Source organism: Erwinia sp. E602, from assembly GCF_018141005.1.
In the GTDB taxonomy this organism is placed as follows: domain Bacteria; phylum Pseudomonadota; class Gammaproteobacteria; order Enterobacterales; family Enterobacteriaceae; genus Erwinia.
On sequence record NZ_CP046582.1, the window covers coordinates 1726815 to 1743549 of the forward strand.

At 59.0% G+C, this 16735-nt stretch carries 14 protein-coding genes and 1 pseudogene; 12 read left to right on the forward strand and 3 right to left on the reverse strand.

Features of this window, described 5'->3' with window-relative positions; translation table 11 throughout:
• Positions 1–166: 166 nt before the first annotated feature.
• Entirely contained in the window at positions 167–1594 is a 1428-nt protein-coding gene (gene sbcB, locus GKQ23_RS09285) for an exodeoxyribonuclease I (RefSeq protein WP_212410522.1), read from the reverse strand.
• Between the two features lie 576 nt (positions 1595–2170).
• On the opposite strand from sbcB, the gene dacD reads away from it, so the two are divergent.
• Positions 2171–3346 (forward strand): serine-type D-Ala-D-Ala carboxypeptidase DacD, encoded by a 1176-nt coding sequence (dacD, locus tag GKQ23_RS09290; protein WP_212410524.1) that lies wholly within the window; start codon positions 2171–2173, stop codon positions 3344–3346.
• Between the two features lie 65 nt (positions 3347–3411).
• Here dacD and GKQ23_RS09295 read toward each other — a convergent pair whose 3' ends face one another.
• Positions 3412–3762 carry a hypothetical protein gene (locus tag GKQ23_RS09295; protein ID WP_212410526.1) on the reverse strand — a complete coding sequence of 117 codons (351 nt, stop codon included), beginning with the start codon at positions 3760–3762 and terminating at the stop codon, positions 3412–3414.
• Between the two features lie 125 nt (positions 3763–3887).
• On the opposite strand from GKQ23_RS09295, the gene GKQ23_RS09300 reads away from it, so the two are divergent.
• The 4 genes from GKQ23_RS09300 to GKQ23_RS09315 all read left to right on the forward strand — a co-directional run bounded on the left by GKQ23_RS09300 (position 3888) and on the right by GKQ23_RS09315 (position 7670).
• Complete coding sequence (locus GKQ23_RS09300) at positions 3888–4787, forward strand: LysR family transcriptional regulator (RefSeq protein WP_212410527.1); 900 nt, start codon at positions 3888–3890, stop codon at positions 4785–4787.
• A gap of 65 nt (positions 4788–4852) precedes the next feature.
• A complete protein-coding gene (locus GKQ23_RS09305) occupies positions 4853–5893 on the forward strand; it encodes a MerR family transcriptional regulator (RefSeq protein ID WP_212410529.1) in 1041 nt (346 codons plus the stop codon).
• Positions 5894–6100: 207 nt separating this feature from the next.
• Entirely contained in the window at positions 6101–7159 is a 1059-nt protein-coding gene (locus GKQ23_RS09310) for an FUSC family protein (RefSeq protein ID WP_056233471.1), read from the forward strand.
• Positions 7160–7349: 190 nt separating this feature from the next.
• Entirely contained in the window at positions 7350–7670 is a 321-nt protein-coding gene (locus GKQ23_RS09315) for a DUF496 family protein (protein ID WP_056233087.1), read from the forward strand.
• A 102-nt stretch (positions 7671–7772) separates the two neighbouring features.
• Here the strand turns inward: GKQ23_RS09315 and GKQ23_RS09320 are convergent, their stop codons facing one another.
• Complete coding sequence (locus tag GKQ23_RS09320) at positions 7773–9347, reverse strand: S10 family peptidase (RefSeq protein ID WP_212410537.1); 1575 nt, start codon at positions 9345–9347, stop codon at positions 7773–7775.
• A gap of 299 nt (positions 9348–9646) precedes the next feature.
• Between GKQ23_RS09320 and GKQ23_RS09325 the strand changes: the two genes are divergently transcribed.
• The 7 genes and pseudogenes from GKQ23_RS09325 (at position 9647) to phnD (ending at position 16710) form a co-directional block, all read left to right on the forward strand.
• Positions 9647–10195, forward strand: coding sequence for a DUF1440 domain-containing protein (locus GKQ23_RS09325; protein ID WP_212410539.1), 549 nt, complete (start codon positions 9647–9649; stop codon positions 10193–10195).
• A 186-nt stretch (positions 10196–10381) separates the two neighbouring features.
• Positions 10382–10549: pseudogene (locus GKQ23_RS09330) on the forward strand (Kdo hydroxylase family protein); the annotation flags it as partial.
• Positions 10550–10634: 85 nt separating this feature from the next.
• Positions 10635–12101, forward strand: coding sequence for an EmmdR/YeeO family multidrug/toxin efflux MATE transporter (locus GKQ23_RS09335; protein WP_212410541.1), 1467 nt, complete (start codon positions 10635–10637; stop codon positions 12099–12101).
• 389 nt (positions 12102–12490) lie between these two features.
• The gene (locus GKQ23_RS09340; protein ID WP_212410542.1) at positions 12491–13273 is read left to right on the forward strand and encodes a siderophore-interacting protein; all 783 of its coding nucleotides are present in this window, start codon (positions 12491–12493) and stop codon (positions 13271–13273) included.
• 55 nt (positions 13274–13328) lie between these two features.
• Positions 13329–13868 carry a PadR family transcriptional regulator gene (locus GKQ23_RS09345; protein ID WP_212410544.1) on the forward strand — a complete coding sequence of 180 codons (540 nt, stop codon included), beginning with the start codon at positions 13329–13331 and terminating at the stop codon, positions 13866–13868.
• A gap of 1058 nt (positions 13869–14926) precedes the next feature.
• On the forward strand, positions 14927–15760 hold the full coding sequence (gene phnC / locus GKQ23_RS09350; RefSeq protein WP_212410546.1) for a phosphonate ABC transporter ATP-binding protein: 834 nt from the start codon (positions 14927–14929) through the stop codon (positions 15758–15760).
• Positions 15761–15786: 26 nt separating this feature from the next.
• A complete protein-coding gene (gene phnD / locus GKQ23_RS09355; RefSeq protein WP_101506405.1) occupies positions 15787–16710 on the forward strand; it encodes a phosphonate ABC transporter substrate-binding protein in 924 nt (307 codons plus the stop codon).
• Positions 16711–16735: the final 25 nt, after the last annotated feature.

Here is a 16735-nt window from a genome sequence, read left to right on the forward strand (position 1 = left end):
ACCTAACATTATCTATCTTAAGTGAACAGTTTATCTCACCTAACTCTGATGTACTCTGTACTTTTCCAGTGAAGAACTGACAGACTAGCCAGTGACTGTGGACTGCTCGGTGAGAGGGCAGGCAAACAGGTCTTAACCAACTTGCCTGGCCTCCAGCCACTGTGGCTTACGAGACCAGCTCGCGGCCGTACTCAAACAGCGCCTTAAGTTGACTCAGTTTCGCCTCATCCCCTTCATGCTGGCTGGCCAGCATCTCCAGCTCCTGCAGATAGCGCTGTACCCGCTCCGGGCTGAGCGCTTCGCGGCGGTGCTGCAGCCAGCGCTGCTGCTCGGCGTCGTCCAGCGTGCCGGGGAAGTTGCGCGCGCGGAAGCGGAACAGCAGCTTCTCTATGCGCGCGTCGTTAAAGGTGATATCCAGCGCCGGCAGATGGGCAGGGGGCGTCTGGCGAATAATGTTCATCGCCTGGCGATCGGCATCGCTGAAGAAGCCGTTATACAGCTGCGCATCCACGTCATCTGAAGCGGCAAACGGTTCGGCCTCGGCATACAGCGCCACCACTTTTTCACGGATTTCCGGGTGCTGGCGCAGCAGGGCGAGATTTGCCAGACAGCGCTGACGGTCCACCCCCAGCCGTTCGGCATCTTCCGGGCGCAGGGTATTGGCCGGGGCCACCACCGGGCACTTGTTGATATGCAGCAGCTTCAGCGGCACCGGCGTCAGGTCACCTAGTTCATCACGGCGGGTATACAGCCGTTCACGCAGCTGTGTTGCGTCCAGCTCCAGCAGCGGGGTGAGATCGCCGGCCAGGTCGCAGGTGATCAGCGCGTTGCGGTTATCCGGGTGCCAGGCCAGCGGCGCAACCCAGCTGGTATTGCCGCGCGCCGCGCCGAACATGCCGGAGATATGCACCAGCGGCTTCATCTGCGGAATATCAATCAGCGTGCCGATCTTCTGCTTATTGCGGTGGCTGAACAGGAAATCGTACAGCCGCGGCTGCTTCTCCTTCACCAGCTTCGCCATGGCGATGGTCGCCCAGACGTCGGACATCGCGTCGTGGGCATTTTCATGCGCCACGCCGTTGGCGCGGGTCAGGTGCTCCAGGCGGAAGCTCGGGAAGCCGTCATCGTTTTCCGGCCAGTTGATGCCGTCCGGGCGCAGCGCATAGCAGGCGCGCATCACGTCCAGCAGATCCCAGCGGCTGTTGCCGTGCTGCCAGCTCCAGGCGTACGGATCGTAGAAATTGCGGTACAGCAGGTTGCGGGTCACTTCGTCGTCGAAACGCACGTTGTTGTAGCCGACCACGCAGGTATTCGGCTGGCTGAACAGCTGGTGAATGCGCTGGGTAAACTCCGCCTCGCTGACGCCGCGCGCCCGCGCCACCTGTGGGGTGATGCCGGTAATCATCACCGCTTCCGGCTGCGGCAGATAGTCGTCGGCAGGCCGGCAGTAAAACACCTCCGGCTCGCCGATCGGGTTGAAATCCATATCGGTGCGGATCGCCGCAAACTGCGCAGGGCGGTCCAGCGACGGACTTTTACCGAAGGTTTCGTAATCATGGAAGAGGAAGGTAGGCTGTGCAGTTTCGTTCTTCAAATTTTAAATCCGTTCAGTTTTGTTCAATAACCTGTTGATTCGAAAGCGTTAACACTAACTCTTCCACCTTTTTACTATGTACGCGTTGACAGTGATTTGCTGCTTTTCGCGGGGGTACATGCCATTTCTTGTACCCAATGTGTACAGAATCCACGTTTAGCCGTGTACCAAAAATTATCGGGTTCTGAGCGACATCGAACACCGCTTCTTACATGGTAAACCATATTCCGGCACGGGCGAAATTTCAGATGTCGACGGGCTGAGCGCACGCATTCTGGTTATCAGCGCCCTGGTATTCCGTTGGTTTTGTTCAAGAGCGAAGCTCCGGATTACCGAAACCCCTTAGCCTGCCGCGCATCTGTGCTTTGCCTGAGGTATAAAGAAATCCTTGTCAGTTAATCCGGCAAAATCACCGGTATAAGTTGTGCAACGTCCTGATGCAGGCTGTTGTTGAATATAAAAATCGGCTAATTCGCTGAATAAACACATTTTCTTGCAATTAAGACACACACTGCCACACCAGATCCCGTAAAACAGGCGCAGTTTTTTACCTGTTGAGCAATGAGGATTAAGGTGTTGAAGAAGCGTCATGTAGCAAGTTTAACGGTGGCCGTGCTGGTGAGCAGCGTTGCCCACGCCGATAGCGGCGCACCCGCGCTGGCCTTTCCCCTGACGCCACCGGCGATTGACGCCGCTTCCTGGGTGCTGATGGACGCCACCACCGGGCAGATCCTCACCGCCGGTAATCCTGATGAACACCGTAACCCGGCCAGCCTGACCAAGCTGATGACCGGCTATGTGGTCGATCGCGCCATCGATCAGAAGCGTATCACCCGCGATGATATGGTCACCGTGGGTCAGGATGCCTGGGGGGCCGGTAACCCGGTGTTTAAAGGCTCGTCGCTGATGTTCCTTAAACCCGGCGAAAAGGTCTCGGTACGCGACCTGAGCCGTGGGGTGATTATCGACTCCGGCAACGACGCCTGCGTGGCGCTGGCCGACTACGTGGCGGGCAGTCAGGCAAACTTTGTCACCATGATGAACCACTACGTCGACAAACTCGGGCTGAGCAACACCCACTTTGAAACCGTACACGGGCTGGACGCGCCGGGGCAGTTCACCACCGCGCGTGACCTGGCGGTGCTGTCGCGCGCGATCATCAGCGGCGAACCGGACTTCTACCAGATGTACAGCGAGAAGTCGCTGAGCTGGAACGGCATCACCCAGCAGAACCGCAACGGCCTGCTGTGGGATAAAACCCTGCACGTCGACGGCCTGAAAACCGGCCACACCGAAAGCGCCGGCTTTAATATTATCGCCTCCAGCACCGAGGGGCAGCGCCGCCTGATTGCGGTGATTATGGGTGGGAAAAGCCCGAAAGGCCGTGAAGAGCAGGCGCGTAAGCTGCTGACCTGGGGCCAGAACAGCTTCGATACCGTGCAGCTGTTCCACGCCGGTAAAGAGATCGGCCACGAGAACGTCTGGTACGGAAACCCGCACCGCGTTTCACTGGGCAGCGATAAGGACGTCTATCTCTCCCTACCGCGCGATGAGGTGCAGAAGGTGAAGGCGAAGTACGTTATCGACCGCAAAGACCTGGAAGCGCCGCTGAAGCTGCACGAACAGGTCGGCACCATCCGCCTGGTGGAGGGCGATAATGAGCTGGCCAGCTATCCGCTGGTGACGCTGCAACCTGTAGAGCAGGCCGGAATTATTACCCGCATCACCGACTATATTAAGCAGAAGCTGTAACGGCAGCAGAATAAGTCGGGCCGCGCTGGACGCGGCCCGATAAGTTGCCTGATTGAACTTATGCCTCAGTCAGACCTGGACGGTGATGATATTCTTACTTTCTCAGTCATCTGATGGTTTTTTAATTCTTTAATTTTCAGAATTAAAATTCGCTCCCAGATAATCAGTACTACAGTGAAGATCACCAGCCAGCGCCTATCAGGGATGTTCCAGCAGATAACAGCGAAAAAACATGCCGCAAGAAGAATGACGATGATGTTGCCTGCCTTGCTGCTGAAAATGATGGTTTTTATCTCCAGGTCGATCAGTTTATTGAGCACCTTTTTCCCCTTTTGACTCTGCATGTGATTTACCTGCCGGGATAAACACGCTGAGAGTTCGCTCCCTGGCCTGCTGCTGCCCACGTCTGACAGCATCGTTATTTGTCCGGCACCGTCATACAGATACGTCGCACGACTATCCTTATATCCTGCAGCCAGCTGATTTCACAGGCAATCTGTGCCAGAATAGCCGACACATCCCCCAACAAGTGAACCTGCCTGTGCTGAAAGATCTGCGCGATGTCGCCCTGTTTAACGCAATTGTCAGCAGCGGGTCGCTCTCTGCCGCCGGGCGTCAGCTTGGCCTGTCGCTGGCGGTGGTCAGCAAGCGCCTGACCCAGATGGAGCAGCAGCTCGGCGTGCGGCTGTTCCACCGCACCACGCGCCACGTGTCGCTGACCGACGAAGGGCTGGTGTTCTCCGAACACGCGCAGCGTTTGCAGCACGAGCTGGAGGCGATCGACAACGCGCTGGCCAACCGGCTGGACCGCGCCAGCGGCACGCTGCGCATCACCGCCAGCCACAGCATGGGGCGCATCTGGCTGGCGCCGATCGTCAACGACTTTATGCTGGATCACCCCAGCGTCAACGTGCAGCTGCACCTCAGCGATCGGGTGATCGACCTGGCCGCCAGCGGCTACGACCTGGCGATCCGCTACGGCGCGCTGGCCGACTCACGGCTGGTGGCGCGCGAGCTGGCGGGCAACCGCCGCGTGCTCTGCGCCTCGCCGGCCTATGCCGCCCGTCACGGATTGCCGCAAACCCTGGAAGAACTCAGCTCCCATCAGTGCATCGTTACCGGTGATACCGGCATCACCGAGTGGCGCTTTGGCAGCGGCGAGCAGCAGCGCAGCGTGCCGATCTGCGCCCGCCTGCAGGTCAACACCGGCGAGGCGTCCCACGCGCTGGCGCTGCACGGGGCCGGCATCGCCATGAAGTCGATCTGGGACGTGGCCGGCGACCTGCGCAGCGGCGCGCTGCTGCCGGTACTGGAGAACTACCCGCTGCCGGCCGCGCCGCTGCACGCCATCTGGCTGAGCGGCCGTCACCAGCCGCCGCGCGTGCGGCTGTTTATTGAGCGGCTGCGGCAGCACCTGGCGCACTCCTGGCAACATTTTTAGCGCCGTGCTTGACCCTTACGCTACGTCAGGCTTTAGCCTTAGCCCGGTAATAACAGGAGAGCACGATGTTACTTAAACCCGGTGAGCTGGCAAAACGTTCCGGCCTGACCATCCGCACGCTGCACTACTACCATCAGATCGCGCTGCTGGTGCCTTCCGCGCGCAGCGCGGCCGGTTACCGGCTTTACAGCCGCGAGGATGTCAGCCGCCTGCACCGCATTCAGGCGCTGCGGCGGCTGGGGGTGTCGCTGGCGGAGATCCAGGCGGTGCTCGATCGGCCCTCATCGGCGTTGACGCCACTGATTGCTCAGCAACTCACGGCGCTGGATCGGCAGCTGGCGGAAATCACCGCGCTGCGCGGCCGCCTGCTGACGCTGCACCAGCAGCTGCAGGCGGGTGAAGATCCGGAGCTTAACGACTGGCTGACCACGCTGGAGATGATGACTATGTACGACAACTATTTTACCGCTGATGAGCTGCACCAGCTGCCGTTCTGCCAGCCCGATGCGGCCCGTGAAGCCGAGTGGCGCGAGATGACCGGGCAGGTACAGACGCTGATGGCGGCGGGCGTTGCAGCGGAAGCCGACGATGCGCAGCAGCTGGCGCGCCGCTGGATGCGCTGCCTGGAGCGTGATACCGGCGGCAACCCGCAGTTTCTCGCGAAGCTGAACGCGATGCACGAGGAGCAGCCGGCGATGCGCGAGCTGAGCGGCGTGACTCCGGCGATCGCCGCGTATATCACCCGGGCGTTTGCCGAGAGCAAGCTGCAGATCTACCGCCGCTATCTGGATGACAATGAATACGCCTATGTTCGTGCGCACTATTTTGACCGTATCAACGAGTGGCCTGAACTGATTGCCCGTTTTAAAACGGCGATGGAGCAGCAGGTGGCGGCAGAGTCGCCGCAGGCGGCAGCGCTGGCCCGCCGCTGGCTGGAGCTGTTTCACTCCTGGGCGGGGGATAACCCGGCCACGCAGCAGAAGATCCGTACCGCAATGGAGCAGCAGCCGTCGCTGACTGAGGGCACCTGGCTGACGCCGGCGCTGCTGGACTACCTGCGCGCCGCCATCGCCGCCCTGTTCAGGTCGCCAGGTGGTCAGGGCTGAGGTGTTTACCGGTATTATGTTGATTTAACGTTAATAAAATCAATCCGATGGTACGTGGTGGTAACGTTTCTGTTATCACCCGCCGCTGCGATGGTTTTTTCTGCCCGGCGGGCTGAAATTCCGCCAAAAATCCGCCGCCGGCGCCTGTTCAGGCGCGGCGTTTCGGTTATCATGTCGCGCCATTCTCTTGGTTTTATGGAGCCAGACGTGCGACCCGACCAGCCGGTTTCGGCCCTGCAGTTCAGCGTTTACCGCAATTACCGTACCGTGCACGGCATCCGCATTGCGCTGGCGTTTATCCTTACCTTTCTGTTTGTGCGCCTGCTGCAGATCCCCGAAGGCAGCTGGCCGCTGATTACCCTGGTGGTGGTGATGGGGCCGATCTCATCGTGGGGCAGCGTGTTTCCCCGCGCGCTGCAGCGCATCGGCGGCACGATATTTGGCTCGCTGTCCGGGCTGATTGCGCTAAAGCTGGAGCTGATCTCCCTGCCGGTGATGCTGGTGTGGTGCGCGATCGTGATGTTTATTAGCGGCTTTTACACGCTGGGTAAACACCCCTATATGGCGCTGCTGATCGGCATTACCCTGGCGGTGATCTGCGGCGGCAGGCCGGGGGATATGACCAGCGCGCTGTGGCGCGGCGGTGATGTGATCCTCGGCAGCCTGCTGGCGCTGCTGTTTACCAGCATCTGGCCGCAGAAGGCCTGGACCCACTGGCGCATTCAGCTCTCGGACGCGCTGCTGGAGACCGCCAAACTCTACCACGCCGGGTTTACGCCCAACCAGGTGCAGCAGCCGCGGCTGAACCGGCCACTGCAGCGCCTGCTGGGCAAGGTGGTAAAAATGCGCGCGCTGCTGGAGCCGGCCAGCAAAGAGACGCGCATTCCGCGTTCGGTGTTTGAAGCCATCCAGACGCAGAACCGCAACCTGGTCTGCACCCTTGAGCTGCAGCTCAACGCCTGGTGGTCGTCACGTGAAAGCCATCTGATTATGCTGCATGCCCCGGCGCTGCGGCGCTGGCAGCAGACCAGCGAAGAGACGCTGCGCGCGCTCTCCCGCGCGCTGATCGACGGTAACGGTGAAAAAATTGCCCTCAGCGGGGAAGCGCTGGCGGAAATCAGCGCCGAACTGCGCCAGCTGATCGCCGACTCAGGCAACGACCCGCGGGTGGAAACGCCGATCTACGGTTACCTGTGGTTAAGCCTGGAAATGGCCCGTCAGCTGGAGCGGCTGGCCGAACTGATCCGCCTGGCGATGCGAAAATAAAAACGATTCAGCAAGTACTTACTGCGAGAATAACGTCTTCAGGGTAAGATAAGCGCTATCCGATTCTGCAAAGTGATAATTGCCATCGGCAGCGGTGCGCCGCTAAGCTGAGGTACCCAACAGCGCTCAGCCTGGGTATTGGTCACGATAATGTTGCCTGTGATTACAGGCCCAAATGAAAGGTGTCTTCATGGAAAATGCAAAGCAATCGTTTCAGGACGTACTTGAGTTCGTACGGATGTTCCGCCGCAAGAACAAACTGCAGCGTGAAATTCACGATAACGAGAAAAAAATTCGTGATAACCAGAAGCGCGTGCTGCTGCTCGACAACCTGAGCGAGTACATCAAACCGGGCATGAGCGTGGAAGCCATTCAGGAGATCATCGCCAGCATGCGTGTGGATTACGAAGATCGCGTTGATGACTACATCATCAAAAACGCCGACCTGTCGAAAGAGCGTCGTGACCTGTCGAAAAAACTGAAAGCGATGGGTGAACCGAAGCCTGAGTAACCCTCTGCTTGCTGCACGTCCTGTGGATCCTTGCGAATCTACGGGGCGTGCAGGCAGGGCTGCGTTTCGTTCTCCACTGTACGTCAGGGTATTTATCGGGCCTCAGCTGCCTGTATTGCCGATAAAGGCGCTGATATCGGCGTGTAATTTCTTTAGCCCGGCTTCATCAGCGTAGGGCAGATGCCCGGTTTCACCGGCAGAATAAGAGATGTTTTTCATCAGGCTGTCAGGCACAGGCAGATGCATCATGTCGTAACGGGCGACATACCACGGCGTCGACAGGTCATAAATTCCCCCCACCACCAGCACCCTCATTGCTGGATTCATTTTCATCACCTGCGCCAGATCCGGTAACAGATTAAAGCGGCCAACGCCCCTCTCGCTGTTCAAATTCCAGTACCAGAACGCATCATTACTGGCGTAATAATCTTCGTCACTTTGCCAGCGCAGGCTACTTTGCAGATAGCGGTGAAACTGCGCAACCAGCGAGGGGGCCAGGGTATTTTGCAAGGGATCATAGTCTTCTGGCGCGTTAAGAAAATCAATCTCTGGATTGCTGTAGCGGGTATCGAATTTGCTCACCACCTGACCACGGTCCTGCAACAGCCGTTTGGCGAAGGCATCCGCGCTGAGCCGCAGATTAGCCCGCAGCCAGACATCTGCCGGAATAGCCGTAAACTGCGAGAGCTGGCGTGCGATTTGCAGGCGATCTGCCTTTTTTAACGCGTTGCCCTGTATCAGCGCCTGCGCATAAGGGCCATTGGCAAACGTCTCAACCTGTTGCAGCAGGTCAGGCAAGCTCTGGAAACCGGCTGCCAGCCGGTGATAGTACCATGCGGTGGCCGCATAGCTCGGTAGCGTCAGGAAGTAGCTCTGATCGATGCCGGGATTATTCCCCGCATCATTATTAGTGATATTGAAGTTAAGAAAGGCTGATAGCAGGATGATGCCATTTACATCGATTTCCCGTTTCTTCAACTCCTGTGTCAGCGCTATGGTTCGCGTTGTACCATAGCTTTCGCCAAGCAGATATTTCGGCGCGTCCCAGCGCTGGTAAGTGGTAAGAAACTGCACGATAAACTGGGTAAAAGCTCCCGCATCGCCCCTGATACTGTAAACGCTTTTCGTACTGTCTGCTTTCTGTTGTGCCCGTTCCTCTGCGCTGCCGGCATTGCTTATGAAACGGCTGTAACCCGTGCCGGGTGCGTCAATGAAAACTAAATCGCTGACGTCCAGCAAGCTGAAAGCGTTGTCCTTTAACGGCATTGATGTGAGCTGATTTGTTTGTGGGGGAATGAGCGCTACCCGCTTCGGCCCCAGTGCTGCCATATGCAGCCAGACAGAAGCGGATCCCGGTCCGCCATTATAGATGAAGGTGATCGGGCGGATACGATCGCCTTGCTGAATCTTCTTAAAGTAGGCGACATAAAACAGGCTGATAACCGGTTCCTGCACATCTCTGGTGTTGAGGTTCATCAGACCGGTTTCAGCCAGGTAGGGAATCTTGTTCCCGCCAACGGTCACCGTCCCTTCGCTGGCAATGCTCTGATGGGGCAAAGACGTCTGATTGGTTTCAGCCAGTTGCGCCTCTGCCTGGTACGCGAAAGTCACGTTGCTGAATACGCTGAGGATCATCAGCATTGCGGCACTCAGCACTCCCCTGACGATACTGTTCATAGTTCTGTTTCCTCCCTGGGTTGATGTCCATGTACCTTAGCCAGCGTCAGCTGAACTTCTCGTCAATGGTTGGTTTTTTTTGGGCAGATTAATGCGCAAACAATCGCCAGTTTCTGTCTGCATCTTCCTGGCCATTGTCTGACAGCCGCGTTCAAAAATGCCTGCCCGGCGGTCAGACGTCGGGCGTTTCCTGTTGTCTTAATCCGTGCAGAAAGCGGCGTTGACGTGGGTCAATATGGCCTCTGACTGCCCGCGTTAGCATGAGTGAAACTTATTTTTCATCTCATAAAGGGTATGCAATGCTGCAAATAAAAACTAACCGTCAGGTCATCCTCTGGACCACGCTGGTCGGCGGATTTATCAGTTCGCTGGTGAAATGGGGTTCGGAAGTGAATATGCCGCCGCGTATGGCCGGTGAGATTTCGCCGCCCGGCGCGCATATTGATGCCTGGCTGGGCTGGCTGGGGATCAACTCCCACTCGCTGGACTACCTCTATCAGGGCATCAACGTGCCCGGCGCGGTAACGCTCTACCACTGGCTGTTCAGCTTTGCCTTTGCGCTGGTCTATGTGGTCGGCTCCGTGTACTGGCCGAAAATCCGCCTGGGGTTCGGCGCGCTGTATGGCGTAATCATCACGGTGGTGATGCATGGCCTGCTGATACCTGTGCTCGGCTTCCGCAACCCGGTCTACGCGGACGGCGCTACCGGCTGGCTATGGCACCTGAACGCGGCCGAGCTGAGCAGCGAAATCCTCGGCCATATCTATTGGTCGGTGTCGATTGAGATCTGCATGATTGCGGTGCTGGCGTATTTCGCCCGGCCGATTCGCGGCCGCTGGGTGCGCTAGCTGGCATCGGTTGATAACCGTGATTCGAATGATGAGTCAGATCCAGTGATAACGGCTAACCCGGCCTGTCTGTTTTAACCGGACGCGTTTCCGGATCTCGCCGTCAGGCTGACGGGTACCCGGCTGCCCGCGCTACGCTGGCCCTTGCGCAGGGCCAGCGTTTAGCTTTTACAGCGGTGCTGCCCTCCGGCGGGCAGCAGCTGGATCTGTTTCTCCGACCAGACACCCCACGCGGCGATGGCCGGGCAATATCTGCTGGAGCAGACGTTTTTACTGGCGGTAGCGGATATGCAGCAGGCGGATAACGCGCCGTTGCGGGTGCTTGAGGATCACCTGGGGAAAGCGCTGGTGTAACAAAAAAGATTTTGCATAATCCGGCACGCTTTACCATCATATCTGTGATCCTTCCTTCGATTGCTAATTATTAGCTGGTACAACCGTGCAAAAACTCACCGACTCGCTGCTGCAGGCCGTCAGGCGCAGCGCGTGGTACCCGAAAAGACGCTCTTATCGGGTGCTGTTCTGGCGTGAAATTACGCCGCTGGCCGTGCCGATTTTCTTTGAGAACCTGTGTGTGCTGCTGATGGGTGTGCTCAGCACCTTCCTGGTCAGCTGGCTGGGCAAGGAGGCAATGGCCGGGGTCGGGCTGGCCGACAGCTTCAACATGGTGGTGATCTCCTTCTTTGCGGCTATTGACCTCGGCACCACGGTGGTGGTGGCCTTCAGCCTCGGCAAACTCAAACGCGAACGGGCGCTGGCCGCTACCCGGCAGTCGCTGGTGATCATGACGCTGTTTGCGGTGCTGCTGGCGATAGCCATTGAGTTTATCGGCCCGCAAATCATCGACCTGATCGCCGGCGCGGCCGAGCCGGAGGTCAAGATGATGGCGCTCTCCTATCTGCAGATCAGCGCCTGGAGCTACCCGGCGGCGGCGATTGCCCTGATCGGCTGCGGCGCGCTGCGTGGGGCGGGGAACACCAAAATCCCGATGCTGATCAACGGCGGTATGAACATCCTCAATATCGCCATCAGCAGCGTGCTGATCTACGGCTGCTTCTCGTGGGACGGGCTGGGTTTTATCGGTGCCGGTCTTGGCCTGACTATCTCACGCTATATCGGCGCGGCGGCGGTGATCTATGTGCTGATGATCGGCTTTGTGCCGGTACTGAAAATCTCACTTAAGAGCTACTTCAGCCGTCTGGATATCGGCATCCTGCGCGAGGTGCTGGGCATCGGCGTACCGGCCAGCATTGAGTCGGTGCTGTTTAACGGCGGCAAACTGCTGACCCAGGTGTTTGTCGCCGGAATGGGCACCGACGTGATCGCCGGCAACTTTATCGCCTTCTCTATCGCCTCGATGATCAACCTGCCGGGCAATGCGCTGGCCTCGGCGGGCACCATTATCGTCGGCTCGCGGCTTGGCCGTGGCCAGCTGCTACAGCCGGAGCGCCAGCTGCGGCATATTTTCTGGATGTCCACCATCGCGCTCTCCCTGCTGGCCTTCCTGACGGTGCCGTTTGCCGGTGTGCTCGCCGCGTTCTATACCGAAGACCCGGCGGTGATCGAGGTGGTCAAAACGCTGGTCTGGCTTAACGCCGCCTTCATGCCATTCTGGGCGGCCTCGTGGGTCTTGCCCGCCGGGCTTAAAGGCGCACGTGACGCCCGTTACACCATGTGGGTGTCGCTGCTCAGCATGTGGGGCGGGCGTATCGTGGCGGGCTATCTGCTTGGCATCGTGCTCGGGTTTGGCGTGGTCGGCATCTGGCTGGGCATGGTGATTGACTGGATGATCCGGGGGCGCTGCTTCTGGCGACGGCTCGACAGCGGCCGCTGGCTGTGGCAGTACCGTCCGCAGGCGGAGAGGGCGGAGAGTGGGGATAACACGGAAAGTAAACCGGCAGAGTGAGGCAATGGCTGTCCAGCTCAGCACATGCTGCCGGCAGTTTTCTGGCAGCGGTTAGCCAGCGCTGCGGGGGCCGTTACCGGTTGCCCGGCTGCCAGCCGCTGGCGCTGCAGGTGAGCGCTGTTGCCCGGCTGCCAGCCGCTGGCGCTGCGGGCAAACGCTTGTGCCCCGACTGCCAGCCGCTGGCGCTGCGGGCAAACGCTTGTGCCCCGACTGCCAGCCGCCCGCGCTGCAGGTGAGCGCTGTTGCCCCTGACCGCTGCTGAATAAGCACGGATTGTCAACAAATCTGCCAGCGTCCGGCGAAATGCTGCTTGCGCGTAAGATATATCATAGATATATTTTTATTCTCAAATAAGAATCATTCCATTTCCGATTACCAGGAGAACCACCATGTCCGAAACGTCCAGCCGGTTGCCAGAACGCGTGCGTAATGAACTGCGCTTCCGCCAGTTAACCGTCACCGCAAAAACCCGCATCGCTGACAGCTTCTGGCGCATTGACTTCAGCGGCGCCGACCTGGCGGGTTTCACCTCGCCAGGCTTTGACGACCATATCAAGGTATTTTTCCCGGATGCCGCCAGCGGCATACTGTCATTGCCAGAGGTTACGGCCGACGGCGTGGTGTGGAAAGAGGGCGCCCGTCCGGTCTCGCGCGACTATACACCGCTGTTTTTTGACGCGGAGCAGCAAACCCTGACCCTCGATTTTTATATTCACGACGGCGGCGTTGCCAGCGGCTGGGCGGACAGGGCGCAGATCGGTGATGCGCTGGCCATTGGCGGCCCGCGCGGTTCGCTGGTGGTACCGGAAGATTACAGGTTCCAGCTTTACGTCACCGACGAGAGCGGCCTGCCGGCCTTTAAGCGCCGTAATCTGACCCAGACCGCGCAGCTGAGCCACCTGTACGCCTTCGCCGATCCGGCACCGGGCACGGCCTACCTGGAGGTGCATAACGATCTGCACGTTCACTGGCTGGGCAGCGGCCATATGCAGGGCCCACACATCGATACGTTGATTAACACCCTGGATACGGTAACGATCCCGTCTGATGACTACTTTATCTGGCTTACCGGGGAGGGTGAGGCGGTAAAAAAACTCAGCGATTACTTTATCGGCCAGCGCGGCTGTGATGAACGCTTCGTGCGTGCTGTGGCATACTGGCACAACAAGTAAGGTTTACGCCGCCCGCGCTGGGCGGCACGTTGATGCTTTTTACCTCAGGCCGCTGATGAAACAATCCTCCTCTGTACCCCAGCCCGGCGTCGATGCGCCATCCTCCTGCGGCGAACCGCGCCGCCGCCGGCGTGAAAAGATGCTCGACGCTGGCGATCTGCGGCTGCTGGTGTTGCATTTTCTCAGCCACAGCCCGGCGCACGGTTATGAGCTGATCAAGTCTATTGAAGATCTCTCCGGCGGTGAGTACAGCCCCAGCCCCGGCATGATCTACCCGGCGCTGACGCTGCTGGAAGAGACACAGCAGATCGCGGTGCTGGATGCGCAGGCGGCGCGTAAAGCCTACCGCTTACTGCCGGAGGGCCAGGCCACGCTGCAGCAGCAGGCACCGCTGCTGGCGCAGGCGATGCAGCGGCTGGCGTCGCTGGCGGTGCTGGTGCACAACCGCTGCCTGCCGGAGATAGAGCGGGCGATCCACAATTTCAAAACGGCGCTGAACGGCCGTCTGGCGCAGCCGGGCATCTCCCGGCAGACGCTGTATGCGATCGTTGACGCGCTGGACGACGCAGCAAAGAAGATAGAACGCAGCGAGTAACCTGCACGCCCGGCTAACCTTTTCACCCGCGTCCTCCCTGTTGGCTGTTGAGTTGCTGTCTTAAAGGCGTGGCTTTTTGCTCTGATGGCAGGGTGGGCTGTTGCGTTGCTGTCTTAAAGGCGCAGCTTCCTGTTCTGGTGGTGGGTTCGGCCGTGGGCGAAAAGAACGCCGGGACGCTGCAAGTACGTCCCTGTAAGCTCGGGCGGCGCTCCCTGCGCCGCACGCCCGGCTAACCTTTTCACCCGCGGCCTCCCTGTCGGCTACTGCGTTGCTGTTTAAGGGCGTAGCTTTTCGCTCTGGTGACGGGTTCGGCCGCGGGCGAAAAGAACGCCGGGACGCTGCAAGTACGTCCATGTAAGCTCGGGCGGCGCTCCCTGCGCCGCACGCCCGGCTAACCTTTTCACCCGCGGCCTCCCTGTCAGCTACTGCGTTGCTGTTAAGGGCATCGTTTTTCGGCAGAATACCGAAGATTAAGTAGTGGAATCTGTCTGATTTGGTCTGATTTGGTCTGATTTGGTCTGATTTGGTCTGATTTGGTTTATTTGATTTTTTTGTCTGGTTTTAAAACAGCGACGCAGAAAATAACAGGCAATCGGGGTTTATCCGGATAAGCGGACCTTCGGGCACAGGGACGTGCCCGGCAGAGCCCAGGGACGTTACTGGCGTGTCCGCGTTCCGGATAAACCCCGATTAGCCGGGCACCGGAACCCGAAGCGACCAGCGGCCCGGAAGCCACACCCTGACAGGCCAGGCACCAAAACCCGAAGCGACCAGCGGCCCGGAAGCCACACCCTGACAGGCCAGGCACCAAAACCCGAAGCGACCAGCGGCCCGGAAGCCACACCCTGACTGGCCAGGCACCAAAACCTGAAGCGACCAGCGGCCGCAAAGCCACACCCTGACATGCCAGGCACCGAAACCAGAAGCCACCTTTGGCCTCGGGCCCCCCATAATGCCCGGCTGTCTTTTTTCCATCACTTCCCCGTCATTAAATCGTCATCGCGCTAACCCTTAATAGGGCGCACCACGGCACCCGCCGGATCAACGACGGTAACACTATGGCACAGGCACTGTTAAAAATTGCCCACCAGCACAACTCGGCCCCGCACACGGCAGCCAGGGCCAAAGTGCTGGCAGTAAACGGACTCGGCAAAGCCTACGGCACGCAAACCCGCGTCCTGCACGACATCAACTTCGACCTGCACGCCGGTGAACTGGTTGCGGTCATCGGCCGCTCCGGTGCCGGAAAATCAACCCTGCTGCACGTCCTCAACGGCACCCTCCCGGCCAGCGAAGGCGAAATCGTCAACTTCCAGGACAACGGCCAGCAGCAGAACATCGTTGAGCTGAACGCCAGGCAAATGCGCCAGTGGCGCAGCGAATGCGGCATGATCTTCCAGGACTTCTGCCTGGTCCCGCGCCTTGACGTGCTGACCAATGTTCTGCTTGGCCGCCTCAGCCAGACCTCCACGCTCAAATCATTCTTCAAAGTCTTCCCGGACGCCGACCGCGCCCGCGCCATCGGCCTGCTCGAATGGCTCAACATGCTGCCGCAGGCGCTGCAGCGCGCGGAAAACCTCTCCGGCGGCCAGATGCAGCGCGTGGCGATCTGCCGGGCGCTGATGCAAAACCCCAAAATACTGCTGGCCGACGAACCGGTCGCCTCGCTCGATCCGAAAAACACCCGCCGCATCATGGACGTCCTGCGCCAGGTCAGTGAAAACGGCATCAGCGTCATGGTCAACCTGCACTCGGTCGAACTGGTCAGAGAGTACTGCACCCGCGCCATTGGCATCGCCAAAGGACGCATTGTTTTCGACGGACACCCGTCACAGCTGAACGACGACCTTCTCCATACCCTGTATGGCGAAGAACTGAACCAACCTCACTAACACCTTTTGGGATACGGAACACAGCAATGAAAAAAATCTTCGTCGCCGCCGCAGTAATCAGCACCCTGTCCGCTAACGTCAGTGCTGCCGATGCGCCAAAGGAGCTGAATCTGGGCATTCTGGGCGGGCAAAACGCCACCCAGCAGATCGGTGATAACCAGTGTGTGAAAGATTTCTTCGACAAAGAGCTGAGCGTTGACACCAAACTGCGCAACTCGTCCGACTACTCTGGCGTCATCCAGGGACTGATCGGCGGCAAAGTGGATATGGTGCTGAGCATGTCACCTTCCTCCTTTGCCTCGGTCTATATCAACGACCCGAAAGCGGTGGACGTGGTCGGCATCGTGGTGGATGACAAGGACCAATCGCGCGGCTACCACTCCGTAGTGGTGGTCAAGGCCGACAGCCCGTACCAGAAGCTGGAAGACCTGAAGGGCAAAGCCTTTGGTATGGCTGACCCGGACTCTACCTCCGGCTTCCTGTTCCCGAACCAGAGCTTCAAAAAGCTGTTCGGCGGCACGGTTGACGACAAATACAACGGCTTCTTCTCCAGCGTCACCTTCTCCGGCGGCCACGAGCAGGACGTACTGGGCGTGCTGAACGGCCAGTTCGACGGTGCGGTCACCTGGGCCTCAATGATTGGTGACCACAACACCGGCTACACCAGCGGCGCCTTCACCCGTATGATCCGCGCCGGCCAGCCGGACCTGATGAAAAAAGTACGCATCATCTGGCAGTCGCCGCTGATCCCCAACGGCCCGATCCTGGTCAGCAACAAACTGCCGGCCGATTTCAAGGCGAAGCTGATCACCGCGATTAAGAAGCTGGATAAAGAGAACCACAGCTGCTTCGTGAAAGCCGTCGGCGGTGCCCAGCACATTGGTGAAGCGACCGTGGCCGACTACCAGACCGTGATCGACATGAAGCGTGAGCTGACCAAAGCCCGTTAATCACCGCCTTACCTTCTGCATTCAG

Excerpts from the sequence above, each read along its gene's own strand:
- GKQ23_RS09315 (WP_056233087.1), top strand. The coding sequence starts at position 7,350 with ATGGAAAATGCAAAGCAATCGTTTCAGGACGTACTTGAGTTCGTACGG.
- GKQ23_RS09320 (WP_212410537.1), bottom strand. The coding sequence starts at position 9,347 with ATGAACAGTATCGTCAGGGGAGTGCTGAGTGCCGCAATGCTGATGATC.
- phnD (WP_101506405.1), top strand. The coding sequence starts at position 15,787 with ATGAAAAAAATCTTCGTCGCCGCCGCAGTAATCAGCACCCTGTCCGCT.
- phnC (WP_212410546.1), top strand. The coding sequence starts at position 14,927 with ATGGCACAGGCACTGTTAAAAATTGCCCACCAGCACAACTCGGCCCCG.
- GKQ23_RS09305 (WP_212410529.1), top strand. The coding sequence starts at position 4,853 with ATGTTACTTAAACCCGGTGAGCTGGCAAAACGTTCCGGCCTGACCATC.
- GKQ23_RS09325 (WP_212410539.1), top strand. The coding sequence starts at position 9,647 with ATGCTGCAAATAAAAACTAACCGTCAGGTCATCCTCTGGACCACGCTG.
- GKQ23_RS09345 (WP_212410544.1), top strand. The coding sequence starts at position 13,329 with ATGAAACAATCCTCCTCTGTACCCCAGCCCGGCGTCGATGCGCCATCC.
- GKQ23_RS09340 (WP_212410542.1), top strand. The coding sequence starts at position 12,491 with ATGTCCGAAACGTCCAGCCGGTTGCCAGAACGCGTGCGTAATGAACTG.
- GKQ23_RS09295 (WP_212410526.1), bottom strand. The coding sequence starts at position 3,762 with ATGCTGTCAGACGTGGGCAGCAGCAGGCCAGGGAGCGAACTCTCAGCG.